Genomic DNA, 13,104 nt, shown 5'->3' with positions numbered 1-13,104 from the left:
AGACAGAACACGGAACAACTCCGATGAGTCCGAATGAAGCGATCATTCGGACAGAATGAACCCCGAACAACTCCGATGAGTCCTAATGCCGCAATCATTCGGACAGATAGAACCCGGAACAACACCGCTGTGTCCGAATACCGCGATCATTCGGACAGACAGAAACCGGAATAACCCCGCTGTGTCCGAATGAAGCGATGATTCGGACAGACAGAAACCGGAATAACCCTGCTGTGTCCGAATGAAGCGATGATTCGGACAGACAGAACACGGAACAACACCGCTGTGTCCGAACGAAGTGATCATTCGGACAGACAAAACCCCGAACAACACCGCTGTGTCCGAATGCCACGATCATTCGGACAGACAAAACCCCGAACATCCCCGCTGTGTCCGAATACCGCAATCATTCGGACAGACGGAACCTGAAACTTCTCCGCTGTGTCCGAATGCCGAGCAAATTCGGACTAACGGAACCCCGAACTACCCCGCTGTGTCCGAATGCCCGGATTTTTCAGATAGAAAAAAGCCCTTCCCGATGAAAGGCTTTTAATTTTTAAATCTCTTCTAATTCAGAAACTGGAACAATATTTTTTTCGTGCTCCTGACCTCTTAGGTGGACTGTACACATATTCCCTTGTTCATCGCAGCTGTCGATCCATACAGAGGTTCCTTGATAATGAACGGTTACTTCATTCGAAGAAGATAAAATTTGCTTTGCTCTACGAATATCCATTCTCTTTCACTCCCAATTATTATTATTTTCCTCCAATAGTTTCCGATTATATAGGAATTTTATGCAAAAAAGAACAAGTTTTGAACACACTAAATAGGAAAGTACCAGGATTAGGAGTAAAAGAATGAAGCTAAATGAAAATGAGAAAAAATCACTTAGTGATTCCATCGATAAATTAAATGAAGGCTTAGATGTTGTCATTCAGCTTTACAACGAAGCAGAAGAGGATAAACCGTTGATCCAATTTGATGAAGATGTAATTGATGCCATCGAAAAAGCTAAGCAAACCTTTGGGGATGAGGAGATTACCCGAAGGATCAATACCATTATAAAAGAGATTTTTGCCTTTCTCCCAAAAGATGAAAAAGAATAAAAGCTTAATACCATCGTCTTTTCGAAAGGAGTGGCATATTTGTTATCGAGTATCTTAGCTTCCTTTTTTAAGCGCTTTTTGATTGCAAAGCTTTTTGGAATTGTCTTATTAGTTATTATTATTTTTGGCTCAATTATTCACCTAATTGAACCTGAAACCTTTCCCACTGTTTTCGATGGCGTTTGGTGGGCGATTGTTACCGCTGCAACAGTCGGATATGGTGATTATGCGCCTACCTCCTTTTTTGGGAGAATCGTTGGAATGATCCTTATTTTTATCGGCGCTGGGATTGTAACAAGGTATTTTGCTGCAATTTCTACCTCTACCTTTGTCGCACAAAATGCTTATCTGGAAGGAACTTCAGGCTTTCATGGTAAAAAACATATCATCGTCATCGGTTGGAATGAACGTGTAAGGGAAACACTTGCGTTTCTTAAAACTCCAGGTACGGTCATTGAAATTCTGTTAATCGATGATTCTTTAGACAAAAACCCGATGCCCGGAAATCATTTTCATTTTATTAAAGGGGACCCTACTCGTGATGAGACATTAAAACAGGCAAATATTCAGGATGCAGAAATGGTATTAGTGACGGCTGACCAAGGAAAAGATGAAGTTCACGCTGACATGATTTCCATCCTTACTTTATTGGCTATAAAAGGGCTAAACCCTACCGCATATACAATCGTTGAAATACTTACTACCCATCAGATTCAAAATGCTAAGCGTGGTGGTGCTGATGAAATTATCCAAACAAACCGAATTTCGAGTTTGGTAATGGTGAATAGTATTTTATCTCACGGTGTGTCTGATGCATTACTTTCTATGTTAGTGGATTTAAAAGGGTGTAAGCTACAGTTCCTAGATACCACCTTTGACTTAGTTGGGATGACCTTCCAAAAGGCAAGTGAAACCTTGTTAAAAGAAGGGAAAATTTTAATCGGAATCAAACGTGAGGAAGAAATTTCTATCAACCCCCCACTATCACTAGAAATACGCAAGAATGACCAGATTTTGATTTTAAAAAGCTAAAAGGGATTCCCAACATGATGGGAATCCCTTGTTTTGACTTATAAACGTTTTTCTAGTTCAGCTTTCTTCTCTTCGTAGCCAGGCTTGCCTAGTAATGCAAACATATTAACTTTGTATGCTTCAACACCAGGTTGGTCAAATGGGTTAACACCTAGTAAATAGCCGCTCATTGCACATGCTTTTTCAAAGAAATACACAAGATATCCAAATGAATACTCGTCCATTTCTGGCACATGAACAATTAGATTCGGTACGCCACCGTCTGTATGAGCAAGCATCGTACCTTCAAATGCTTTCGTATTTACAAAATCAACGGATTTACCTGCTAAGTAATTTAATCCATCTAGATCATTCTCTTCTGCCTCTACAATAAGCTCATGGCGAGATTTTTCAATGTTAATCACAGTTTCAAACAAATCGCGTCGACCTTCTTGTACATATTGTCCAAGTGAATGAAGATCTGTTGAGAAATTTGCAGATGATGGGTAAATTCCCTTTTGGTCTTTCCCTTCACTCTCACCGAATAATTGCTTCCACCATTCAGAGAAATATTGAAGGCCTGGCTCATAGTTGATGAGCATTTCGATTGTCTTCCCTTTGTTGTAAAGGGCATTACGTACTGCAGCATATTGGTAAGCAGCGTTTTCTTCAAGCTCTGATTTAGAGAAATCAACGCTCGCAGCCTGTGCACCCTTCATCATTTCCTCAATGTTTGCACCAGTAGCAGCAATTGGAAGTAAACCTACAGCAGTTAATACAGAATAACGGCCACCAACATCATCAGGAATAACGAATGATTCATAGCCTTCTTCAGTTGCTAATGTTTTTAATGCTCCACGAGCTTTATCTGTAGTAGCATAAATTCGTGTACGAGCTTCTTCTTTTCCGTATTTTTCAATTAACATCTTTCTGAAGATACGGAATGCAAGTGCTGGTTCAGTTGTTGTACCAGATTTAGAAATAACGTTGATTGAATAGTCTTTTCCTTCAAGCAAATCCATTAGATCTCTCATATAAGTTGAGCTAATGTTATTTCCTACAAATACGATTTGTGGTGTCTTGCGTTGTTCCTTTGATAAAGCATTATAGAATGAGTGGTTTAACCAATCGATTGCAGCTTTTGCACCTAGATAAGATCCACCAATTCCAATGACAAGTAAGATATCGGAATCTGATTTGATTTTTTCAGCACTTTTTTGAATGCGTGCGAATTCTTCTTTGTCATATTCAGATGGAAGGTCTACCCATCCTAAGAAATCGCTACCTGCTCCTGTTTTTTCATGTATGGAATGGTGAGCGACCTTTACCGCATCACGTAAATATGTAATTTCATGTTCACCAAAAAAAGTTAAAGCTTTTGAATAATCAAAACGAACATGTGTCATTTTCTATACCTCCAACCTTGTATTTTCCAAGTCTCTTTCCACTGTACCCAAACTTTTCCGCGAAATCAAGACTGCAAACTCGCTGTAAGCGTAACCATTTAAACTTTTTTAAATCAGCTTCTTTTTGTCGGATTTGCCCACGAATTGCGCACTAACTGCTCAGAAATGCGCTTTATTTTCCTAAAATTGCGCTCTAGCTCCTTGTAAATGCGTTTTATTTTCTTGAATTGCGCTTTAGCTGCTCGGATTTGGCAATCTTCTCTTTTTCGACTTATTTGAGAGTGCTGAACAAGTTAAAAAAGCTCATACCGGTAGTATGAGCCTTTTCGATGGAATATAAGAATCTTTTTTTCACATTTATAGTGATGCCTGTAAAATCTCTAGGGAGTCTTGTTTACCTAGCACTTTGAAGCGGCCAAACTCTCCAAAAACGACTGTTTTTTCAGCCATAAGTTCAAGATTTTCTTCACCAATTCCATAATCGGCAAGTGTTGAAGGTGCCCCGATGCTGTTCCAGAATTCGCGGAGCTTCTCGATTCCTTCAAGAGCAACTTCTCGGTCTGTTTTTCCTTCAGTATCGACATCAAAGACACGAACAGCCAATTGCTTGAAACGGCCTACATTTTCATCTAGAACATGCTTCATCCAATTAGGGAAAATAATCGCAAGACCGCCACCATGAGGGATATCATATACAGCAGACACTGCATGTTCGATATTGTGCGTTGCCCAATCTCCGTTATATCCCATGTTTAACATTTTATTTAAAGCAAGTGTTCCATTAAGCATAATGGTTGCTCTATAATCATAGTTTTCAAGGTCATTGATTAACTTTGGTGCTGTTTCAATAACTGTACGTAAAATCGATTCACACCATTGATCCTGTGTTAATGTATTGGGTACATGATGGAAATAGTGCTCTAACACATGTGACATCATATCCACCATTCCATAAACGGTTTGATCCTTTGGTAAAGTAAATGTATGTACCGGATCTAAAATTGAGAATTTAGGAAATACTGCTGGACTTCCCCAACCGTATTTTTCATTTGTTTCCCAATTTGTAATAACAGAGCCTGAATTCATTTCTGAACCAGTCGCTGCAATCGTTAACACTGTCCCAAATGGAAGTGCATCAGTAGCCACTGCTTTACGGGTCATGAAATCCCACACATCTCCATCGTATTTTGCACCCGCAGCTATTGCTTTTGTACAATCGATGACACTACCGCCACCAACAGCAAGAATAAATTCAATTCCTTCCTTACGGCAAATCTCGATGCCTTTTCGGACTGTTGATAATCGTGGATTAGGTTCGACTCCTGGAAGCTCATGAACCACTAAGCCGATTTCTGCTAATAGAGCGATTACTTGGTCATACAATCCATTTCTTTTAATGCTTCCCCCACCGTAAACAAGCAATACTTTTTTTCCGTATTGCGGGACTTCATTCTTCAGCTCTTGTAGCTGACCTTTTCCGAATATAAGCTTCGTTGGGTTATAGTATGTAAAGTTTTCCATGATACTCGCCTCCTGAAAAAATTATCCCATATTAATCTATTTTGTAAATAGGCTTTGACGGACATCTTGAATCAATATCTTTTTTCGCACAATTTTGCCGAATAGGCTGCTGGTGGTTTCCCCCGCATTCTTAATTGAATAAAATGAGATACGTTCCAAAATCGCGTAAATGCCACTGTCCAAGAACCTGCATGGTCAAATAATAATAATTAAAATCAAATAGCCCAAGAAAGTGAAAGGAAGTTCTTTTCTGATAACGACAATCATATAGCCTTGGTCCCCTGAATGAAACAAAACTGCATAAGGAAGGTGCATGAATGAAAGATTTTAATGAGCAAGCCAAAGAATTATTAATTTTTAGCCATATACCAAAAACGGCTGGAAGCACAATGAGACAAATCCTAAAAAAACAATATGAAAAGAAAAAAATAATTCCCTTTCGGAAAATAGAAGAGCTTGATGAACAACAATTGGCCCAGGCAGAAGCAGTTTATGGACATATAAGGTTTGGAGCTCACAAATACTTTTCCCAACCGTTTACGTACATTACAATGCTGCGTGATCCTGTTGAACGAATTATTTCTAATTACTATTTCTCACAACGGAGACCTAGTAACCGCATGCATGAAAGTGCTAAATCCTTAGATTTTTTGGGATTTGTAAAACAGGAGATTGAAGCAAATAATCCGTCTCTGCATAACCATCAGACACGTTTTGTTTCCGGAGCAAAAAATCCTGATCTGGAATTGGCCAAACAAAATATCCATGAACATTATGCAGTTGTGGGTTTATCGGAAATGTTTGATGAGTCCGTCTTTCTTATGAAAACATTCCTAGGCTGGGATGATATTTTCTACACAAAAACCAATGTAACCAAAAACCGGCCTAAACAATTCGACTTGCCACACGAGGCAATTGCTATCCTCAAAGAATATAACCAGCTAGATTATGAACTTTATCATTATGCGAAAGAAGTACTGAACGATAATCTCAAGGCATTGGATTCCGAGTCAAAAAAAGAATTGAAGCGATATAAAAAGCAAGGGTTAATATTCGGAGAGGATTGAGCCATCCAGTGACGAAACAAGATCATTTATTAATTTATTTACACATTCCTAAAACAGCGGGATCAACATTAAAACACATTATCAGGAAGCAATATCGTTCAGGAGAAGTCTGGTTTCAAACGAGGAATCAGATGGTACCCGTTTTGGGAACAGCAGATAAAGCCAATGAACTAAAATGTGTGGGCGGCCATTACTGGTTTGGCATTCACCAACAGTTTAATAAGCCATATAAGTATATTACTATGTTACGACATCCGATAGACCGCATCGCATCTGAATATTATTATATTTTGGGAAGGCCCAACCATCAGGCATATTCAAAAGTAAAAACCATGTCTTTTATGGAATTCATTGATCATTTTCCATTGAAATCATCCAACCAGCAAACAAGACGAATATCCGGTTTAATCCAGCAGCCGGAATTGCAGCTTGCAAAGAAAAATATTCAGAACGATTTTATTGTTGTTGGTGTCTCGGAAATGTTTGATGAGTCCGTCTTTTTAATGAAAGAAGCATGTAATTGGGGAGATATTTCATTTACCAGCGTGAATGTAACCAAAAACAGGCCTACTCTCGCAGACATACCGAAGGATGTAGTAGAAAAACTAAATGAAGAAAATAAATTAGACTTGGAGCTTTATAATTTTGCTAAGACAGAATTAGTAAAAAAAATCGAGAATTTAGATCGAGATTCAAAAACAAAATTACAACAGTTCATAAATCAACAATCCGTGTAACAGAACACCTCTTCCATTTAAACCCTAGCTATTCTCGCATTAGAATTTTCTTAATTTCATGATTTAGTCTTCAAAAAATAGATTTAAGCCGTCCGTAAAACCTTTAAAGGCAAAAATTGTGCATAGGAGGGAGTTTCATGTTTGATTTTTCGGATATTCGTATACGGAAAGGCAAAGGCAATAGAGTCCAAGTTGATAACACATTAAAATATCCCCTAATAGGCATAGGCCGGGAAGGTGCGGTCTTTAAGATCTCACCTGAAAAATGTGTGAAAATGTTTCATGATCCGAAAAGGGCGAAAAGGGAATTTGAAGCTTTGCAACGGGGATCCAAATCTGCTCTATTTCCAAGACTTTATGAAGCCGGTGAAAACTATGTTGTCATGGAGTATATCGAGGGAATCACTTTAGACAAGGCTATTAAAAAAGGCGACCTGACGACTGATCTGATTCATAAAATGATCCATATGTTAAAGGAAATGAAAAACTTACAGTTCACAAAAGTTAATTTTGCTGTAAAGCACGCAATTATTACAAATAACGGGGATATAAAACTAATTGATCATACTGATTCATTCGTTATAAACAAGCCTTATCCAACAAGGCTTTTAAGACTGTTACGAGAAAATGGCAAATTAGAAAGGTTCTTGAACAAGGTAAAAGAAATAGACGAACAAATGTTTGAAAATTGGAAACAAAACATACCACAATATCTTTAAGAATATGGAGGCAAAACCCGAAATGACGAAAAACGAAACTCCATTGCTAATTTTTATGCATATTCAAAAGACTGCAGGCAGTACTCTGCGAAGTATATTAAACAAGGAATTTGGAAAAGAAAACACATGGTTTGGGCGAACACTGGATGAATTACCAAAAGACAGGATTGATGAATTAAAATGTGTAGGCGGACATTTTGAATATGGCATTCATGAAAATTTTACGCGGCCATATACTTATTTAACGATGCTGAGAGAACCTGTAGACAGGGTGTTATCCTACTATTACTTTCTTAAAAATAATCCTGCGCGTAGTAAATACGATGAAGTGATAAATATGGATTTAGATATGTTCCTTCAAAATTATAAAAAACAAACGTCAAATTACCAAACTAAGCGCATAGCAGGCGGGGAAATAAATTTGGAAAAAGCTAAACAAAATTTGATTAGCGACTTTTCGTTTATCGGGTTAACGGAAAGGTTCGATGAATCTTTAGAGTTAATGAAAAAGGTGTATGGGCTGCCAAACTTTAAGTATAAAAAGAGTCGCAACATTACACAGAATCGACCTTCCAAACAAGAAACACCAAAAAGCGTGATAAAAATGATTGAGGAACATAATGAACTCGATATAAAGCTGTATCAGTTTGTTTCAAAACTGTTTGAACAGCGCCTTAGTCAGTAGTTGAAAAAAACAAAAATGTTCGGACTGCGTATCTTTGTGTTAATTCGAATATAAAGATTTATAATGTTGGCATAAATTCTCGCATTCTCGGAATGCGAGCGCCACCATTGCGACGCAATAAGCAAGTAGAAAATAGGTGGAAGCTTTATTCTCTAAAAGACTATGCGTCTCTATCGCACTTGTATGATCTCTTCTCGTTCCGTTACTGATTTTGTGAATTAGGATTTAGTGAACCTGGCTGATGTTCTCACACACTTAACAGACTAAAAAATATACAGCCTGATGATAAAACAGACATTAGTCCCAAAATCGAAAACATGTAAATATGGAAAAAATTTAAAAGGAGGCAGTGTATGAATGTTTCTGAATCAAATATTAAAAAAAATTGGGAGGAGCTAAATCTTAATAAAAAATTTGGTCCAGTTCTCCAGTTGGAATTTTTGCGATCAGCCCGTTCAGCAACAATATATAAGATCATGGCAGGAGACCCTGAACGGCCTTTGCCTGTCATTCTAAAAATTATTGATGAAACAAATGTCGAATCAAAAGTATATGAACATTATCAGACGTTGCTGACACCATGGATGCCTACCATATATTCAATAGAATCACTTCCACAAGAAAACAGAAAATGGATTTTAATGGAGTTTATTCCGATCATAAAAAAACAAATTCGTTACCAGATGCAACATCTTGACTACATTATTCCAGAGGTAGCGGACCTGCATGCTCGGACATTTGAAATGTATCATGACAACACAAAAATTCCATCCTGGCTGCCTTACTATACATCCAATGATTCAATAAACAAAAGAAAGCAACGTTTCGAAATGATACAGAGAGTGTTTAGTAAATTAAAGACAGACGCTAATTTTATTACATTGAACGAGCGGCATTTCGCGGATCTCGAAAAAATCACGATGAAAAACTCAATCCATTTTGATGCTTTAATAGAGGCCGGGCAAAGCATTGTTCATAATGATCTTCACTCCAATAATATTGGTTCCCATTCGCTGCCTGCGGGTGGTTTGGAGAACCTGAGATTTATTGATTGGGAACAGGCCCAGTATGGACCGACATGGATTGAGCTTGCCTTTTTGGTGGAAACGAAACTAAGGAGAAAAGAGGAAAAAAAAGTCAGCAAAATAAGGGCTCATTGTATTGATTTGTACGTGAATCAAATGAATAGGTATGGTATTACTTATAAAACAGATCCATTCCTTTTATATAAAATGGCATTCGTAAGCCATGCGATTGAAAGAGATTTAGTGGTCTATTTAAAAAGATGTAGGGAAAATAGAGATAACGTCTCTGACCCCCAGGGCGATCTAACGGAGCTGTTAGAAAAAATTTTTTCCTGGGGCAAGGAAATAAGTTTTATCTGAAAGGATCCATTAAGCAAAATGTATTGAATAAAAATCGTTTTAAAAATCGGCAATGACACGCGCTTTTCTTCATGCTCAATGAGTGATTTTAGCAATGGATACGGGGCTTGTGGGAACGAGATATTAAAACTATCAATAAAATTGCTTCGTTTGCAGCGGAATGTTACTATTCGATCAATTTTGTAAAATAATTAGAAACAAATCGCAAGGTCGCAAGGTATATAACGAAATCAATGTAAGGGTGGGAAATAAAAGCAGTATTAGCGTGTATATATCTTTACAGTACCATTACGGGGAAATTTAAAGTTTTCAGTCAAACAAATAAATAATCTTTTAGAAGACCAAACCGGTCTTTTTCATGTTCAGGGAGTCAAATTATCATGAACTATATTTCTAGACGACTAGCTTTCCTATAAATATTTCCTTTTAACAAATCCTCCAATGTTGTATGGTCTAACAATTCCGCAACTACGTCTCGAATTAGACCCCATAACGGCTTTAATAAACATCCCTGATCTTCGAGAGGGCAATATTCGTAAGATGTTAAGCTAACACAGCTCATTGGGGGCTAATGGCCCTTCCAGCTCCCTGACAACAGTTCCAATCACTATTTCGGATGGAGCAAGTTTCAAAGTATATCCACCTTTAATTCCGCGCTTACTTTTTACATATCCATGACTCTTAAGCTGCAATAATATTTGTTCCAAGTAGGGAATGGGAACAAGCGTTGCATTTGAAATGTCTTTAATCTGGACAAGGCTAAGAGGTGATAAACATGCGAAATGTTGTGATAGTAGATGGAGTTAGAACGGCAATCGAAAAAATGGGTGGCACTTTGAAAGATGTGGAGGCCGATACTTTATCTGAAGTCGTAATGCGTGAAGTTCTTAATAGAACCGGTACGGAAGGAAAGGGCTTTTTATAGAATATCCTTTTTACTATTTGAAATGTATATAAAAAAAAGAGGCAATTCAGTAATCGCCTCTTTCCTCATGTTCTTAGTTAAAATTAGATTGTTCAATCCATTCTTCAAGCTTATCCTTTAAAGTATTGAAACCTTGTGTATCAGAATTTGCTTGTTGTGCTTGTGCTGGACGCTTTTTAGGTTTTGCAGCTCTTGGTGCTGCTGCTGGCTTTTCCGGTGCTTCTTGTGTTGCACGAATAGATAGTCCAATTTTTCCTGCTGCTTCATCAATTGATAAAATTTTAACCTCTACTTCGTCGCCAACCTTTACATGCTCGTTAATATCTTTAACAAAGCCATGAGTTACTTCTGAAATATGAACTAAACCTTGTGTATTTTCGTCTAATGCAACAAATGCTCCATAAGGTTGCACTCCGGTAATTTTCCCTTTAACAACACTTCCAACTTCGATTTTTTCTGACATAATACCCAACTCCTAAAACTTTAGTTTACACACTATTTATATACGCAATAAATAATTATACCACAAACTGACCAGATATTCAAAAATAAATCTTTTCGCATTAATTAGAGTTACCAAAATGGGATGAAATTATGAAGCAGGAAATTTTTATCATTGTTAAGAGAAGGGATTGTTTGAGGGGTTTAAAATAGGAGTTTTATGGGTAAGCTAGTTTCTAAGGCTTTCTAGTATTCCCCTTTTGTATGTAGGACAAAACCATTTTGGTTTTGTCCATTTTTTTATTACACAAGGTTATTGTTTTTTAAGAAACGTCCCATGCGTTTTACCGCTTCTTGGAGTTGTTCTAGGGATGATGCGTAGGAGCATCGAATAAATCCTTCTCCACTTTCACCAAATACATTACCAGGAACTACAGCCACTTTTTCCTCCATCAATAAGCGATGTGCAAATTCCTCTGATGATAAACCTGTTCCTTGAATGGATGGAAAAGCGTAAAAAGCACCTCCTGGCAAATGGCAGGGTAGGCCAATTTCCTGTAAAGAAGATACGAAAAAGTTTCTGCGCTGGCGATAGCTTTTTCTCATATATTCTACATCCGATAGACCATTTCGAAGAGCTTCAATCGCCCCGTATTGAGCCATTGTAGAAGCACACATCATCGTATATTGGTGAATTTTCAACATGGCTTCAGAAATTTCTCTTGGAGCTGCTGAATACCCTAAGCGCCATCCAGTCATCGCAAAGCCTTTAGAAAATCCAGACACAAGGATTGTACGTTCAAACATTCCTGGAATGCTTGAAAAGCTTGTATATTTGCCTTCATAGGAAAGCTCTGCATAGATTTCGTCTGATATCACAATTAAATCGTATTTTTCAACAATTTTAGCAATCGCTTCAAGCTCTTCCTTCTTAAGCATCGAACCTGTTGGATTATTTGGTGAACAAATAATTATGGCTTTTGTACGCTCCGTTACGACTTTTTCAATTTCATCAGGCTGCAGCTTAAATTCATTTTCAGCCTTTGTATGAACAGATACAGGGATGCCTCCAGCAAGTGAAACAATTGGGCTATACGCAACAAAAGTTGGTTCCACAATGATAACCTCATCACCTGGGTCGACAAGTGCTCGAATGGCCAAATCAATCGCTTGGCTACCACCGACAGTGACAATGATTTCATTCGCTGGTGAATATTCCACACCAAAGGATTTCTGTAAATAACCCGAAATTTCCTGTCTTAATTCAAGCAGTCCCGCATTTCCCGTATAGGAGGTAATCCCCGCTTCAATGGATTGGATACTTGCATCTCGAATGGACCACGGTGTTACAAAATCAGGTTCACCCACACCTAACGAGATAACCCCTTCCATCGTAACCGCTAAATCAAAGAATCGGCGGATTCCCGATGGCTTTAATTCTTGCACTTTTTTAGAAAGGTATTGAGAGGTCATGGTGTCACCACAATCCGTTTGTCATCTTCGCCTTGATCAAAAATAGTTCCATCATGTTTATATTTTTTCAAAATAAAATGAGTTGTCGTGGAAAGAACTGAATCCAAAGTAGAAAGTTTTTCAGATACAAACGAACCCACCTCTGACACCGATTTTCCTTCGATTACAACAGATAAGTCATATGCACCAGACATTAAATAAACAGATCTTACTTCCTTAAAGTGATAGATTCGCTTGGCAATTTCATCAAAGCCAACGCCTTTTTTCGGAGTTACCTTGACATCAATCATGGCTGTTACACCTTCGTGACCTGCAACTTTCTTCCAGTCAACAATTGTGTTATATTCTACAATAATCTTTAGTTCCTCTAGCTTACGAATAATACCATCAACTTCATCGACACTTTTGCCAACTAATTTCGCGATTGTCTCTACAGGAAGTCGTCCATTATTTTCAATAATCTCAAGTATTTCAATTTCATTTTCCTGTAATTGCATAAAGGTCACCCCTATAATTTGAAATGAATTTTGTCACTTATTATATCAGATAAATGAACAGTATATTGAAAATTTTTTTATTCATTCAAAACTTTATGAGTTTTAATCAAATACGCCTGGCGTATTTG

15 protein-coding genes are annotated in these 13,104 nt (G+C 37.7%); 8 read left to right on the top strand and 7 right to left on the bottom strand.

The window, feature by feature from the left end; all coding sequences use genetic code 11:
• Positions 1–556: 556 nt before the first annotated feature.
• Positions 557–736, bottom strand: coding sequence for an H-type small acid-soluble spore protein (locus V7097_RS13975; RefSeq protein ID WP_335704240.1), 180 nt, complete (start codon positions 734–736; stop codon positions 557–559).
• Between the two features lie 124 nt (positions 737–860).
• On the opposite strand from V7097_RS13975, the gene V7097_RS13970 reads away from it, so the two are divergent.
• Positions 861–1,109, top strand: a complete 249-nt coding sequence (locus V7097_RS13970; protein ID WP_335704239.1) for an atypical membrane-integrating protein (Mistic protein) — start codon at positions 861–863, stop codon at positions 1,107–1,109.
• A gap of 39 nt (positions 1,110–1,148) precedes the next feature.
• Positions 1,149–2,141: a potassium channel family protein gene (locus V7097_RS13965; protein ID WP_335704238.1), complete on the top strand. Its 993-nt coding sequence runs from the start codon at positions 1,149–1,151 to the stop codon at positions 2,139–2,141.
• A 38-nt stretch (positions 2,142–2,179) separates the two neighbouring features.
• On the opposite strand, the gene V7097_RS13960 is transcribed toward V7097_RS13965, so the two are convergent.
• Together V7097_RS13960 and V7097_RS13955 are read right to left on the bottom strand one after the other, a co-directional pair.
• On the bottom strand, positions 2,180–3,526 hold the full coding sequence (locus tag V7097_RS13960; RefSeq protein ID WP_335704237.1) for a glucose-6-phosphate isomerase: 1,347 nt from the start codon (positions 3,524–3,526) through the stop codon (positions 2,180–2,182).
• Between the two features lie 357 nt (positions 3,527–3,883).
• Positions 3,884–5,047: an iron-containing alcohol dehydrogenase gene (locus V7097_RS13955; RefSeq protein WP_335704236.1), complete on the bottom strand. Its 1,164-nt coding sequence runs from the start codon at positions 5,045–5,047 to the stop codon at positions 3,884–3,886.
• A gap of 317 nt (positions 5,048–5,364) precedes the next feature.
• Between V7097_RS13955 and V7097_RS13950 the strand changes: the two genes are divergently transcribed.
• From V7097_RS13950 to V7097_RS13930, 5 genes are all read left to right on the top strand, one after another.
• Positions 5,365–6,114, top strand: coding sequence for a sulfotransferase family 2 domain-containing protein (locus V7097_RS13950; protein WP_335704235.1), 750 nt, complete (start codon positions 5,365–5,367; stop codon positions 6,112–6,114).
• Between the two features lie 8 nt (positions 6,115–6,122).
• The gene (locus V7097_RS13945; protein WP_335704234.1) at positions 6,123–6,851 is read left to right on the top strand and encodes a sulfotransferase family 2 domain-containing protein; all 729 of its coding nucleotides are present in this window, start codon (positions 6,123–6,125) and stop codon (positions 6,849–6,851) included.
• Positions 6,852–6,988: 137 nt separating this feature from the next.
• The gene (locus tag V7097_RS13940) at positions 6,989–7,570 is read left to right on the top strand and encodes an RIO1 family regulatory kinase/ATPase domain-containing protein (RefSeq protein ID WP_335704233.1); all 582 of its coding nucleotides are present in this window, start codon (positions 6,989–6,991) and stop codon (positions 7,568–7,570) included.
• Between the two features lie 22 nt (positions 7,571–7,592).
• Positions 7,593–8,255: a sulfotransferase family 2 domain-containing protein gene (locus V7097_RS13935; RefSeq protein ID WP_335704232.1), complete on the top strand. Its 663-nt coding sequence runs from the start codon at positions 7,593–7,595 to the stop codon at positions 8,253–8,255.
• 353 nt (positions 8,256–8,608) lie between these two features.
• Positions 8,609–9,640: an oxidoreductase family protein gene (locus V7097_RS13930; RefSeq protein WP_335704231.1), complete on the top strand. Its 1,032-nt coding sequence runs from the start codon at positions 8,609–8,611 to the stop codon at positions 9,638–9,640.
• Positions 9,641–10,188: 548 nt separating this feature from the next.
• On the opposite strand, the gene V7097_RS13925 is transcribed toward V7097_RS13930, so the two are convergent.
• Positions 10,189–10,356 (bottom strand): RrF2 family transcriptional regulator, encoded by a 168-nt coding sequence (locus tag V7097_RS13925; RefSeq protein WP_335704287.1) that lies wholly within the window; start codon positions 10,354–10,356, stop codon positions 10,189–10,191.
• Positions 10,357–10,415: 59 nt separating this feature from the next.
• Between V7097_RS13925 and V7097_RS13920 the strand changes: the two genes are divergently transcribed.
• A complete protein-coding gene (locus V7097_RS13920) occupies positions 10,416–10,565 on the top strand; it encodes a hypothetical protein (RefSeq protein ID WP_335704230.1) in 150 nt (49 codons plus the stop codon).
• Between the two features lie 73 nt (positions 10,566–10,638).
• Here V7097_RS13920 and yugI read toward each other — a convergent pair whose 3' ends face one another.
• From yugI to V7097_RS13905, 3 genes are all read right to left on the bottom strand, one after another.
• Positions 10,639–11,028, bottom strand: a complete 390-nt coding sequence (gene yugI / locus V7097_RS13915) for a S1 domain-containing post-transcriptional regulator GSP13 (RefSeq protein ID WP_335704229.1) — start codon at positions 11,026–11,028, stop codon at positions 10,639–10,641.
• Positions 11,029–11,309: 281 nt separating this feature from the next.
• Complete coding sequence (locus V7097_RS13910) at positions 11,310–12,479, bottom strand: aminotransferase (protein ID WP_335704228.1); 1,170 nt, start codon at positions 12,477–12,479, stop codon at positions 11,310–11,312.
• Positions 12,476–12,976 (bottom strand): Lrp/AsnC family transcriptional regulator, encoded by a 501-nt coding sequence (locus V7097_RS13905; protein WP_335704227.1) that lies wholly within the window; start codon positions 12,974–12,976, stop codon positions 12,476–12,478. Before V7097_RS13905 ends, V7097_RS13910 begins: the two co-directional genes overlap by 4 nt.
• Positions 12,977–13,104: the final 128 nt, after the last annotated feature.

It is taken from the genome of Bacillus sp. JJ1562 (assembly GCF_036962705.1).
GTDB lineage: Bacteria > Bacillota > Bacilli > Bacillales > Bacillaceae_L > Ferdinandcohnia.
The sequence above is the reverse complement of the archived record's forward strand: the minus strand, read 5'-3'. Positions and strand labels throughout refer to the sequence as shown.

Coding starts and splice junctions, on each gene's coding strand:
- V7097_RS13935 (WP_335704232.1), top strand. CDS start 7,593: ATGACGAAAAACGAAACTCCATTGCTAATTTTTATGCATATTCAAAAG.
- V7097_RS13960 (WP_335704237.1), bottom strand. CDS start 3,526: ATGACACATGTTCGTTTTGATTATTCAAAAGCTTTAACTTTTTTTGGT.
- yugI (WP_335704229.1), bottom strand. CDS start 11,028: ATGTCAGAAAAAATCGAAGTTGGAAGTGTTGTTAAAGGGAAAATTACC.
- V7097_RS13930 (WP_335704231.1), top strand. CDS start 8,609: ATGAATGTTTCTGAATCAAATATTAAAAAAAATTGGGAGGAGCTAAAT.
- V7097_RS13950 (WP_335704235.1), top strand. CDS start 5,365: ATGAAAGATTTTAATGAGCAAGCCAAAGAATTATTAATTTTTAGCCAT.
- V7097_RS13910 (WP_335704228.1), bottom strand. CDS start 12,479: ATGACCTCTCAATACCTTTCTAAAAAAGTGCAAGAATTAAAGCCATCG.
- V7097_RS13955 (WP_335704236.1), bottom strand. CDS start 5,047: ATGGAAAACTTTACATACTATAACCCAACGAAGCTTATATTCGGAAAA.
- V7097_RS13905 (WP_335704227.1), bottom strand. CDS start 12,976: ATGCAATTACAGGAAAATGAAATTGAAATACTTGAGATTATTGAAAAT.
- V7097_RS13970 (WP_335704239.1), top strand. CDS start 861: ATGAAGCTAAATGAAAATGAGAAAAAATCACTTAGTGATTCCATCGAT.
- V7097_RS13975 (WP_335704240.1), bottom strand. CDS start 736: ATGGATATTCGTAGAGCAAAGCAAATTTTATCTTCTTCGAATGAAGTA.
- V7097_RS13920 (WP_335704230.1), top strand. CDS start 10,416: ATGCGAAATGTTGTGATAGTAGATGGAGTTAGAACGGCAATCGAAAAA.
- V7097_RS13940 (WP_335704233.1), top strand. CDS start 6,989: ATGTTTGATTTTTCGGATATTCGTATACGGAAAGGCAAAGGCAATAGA.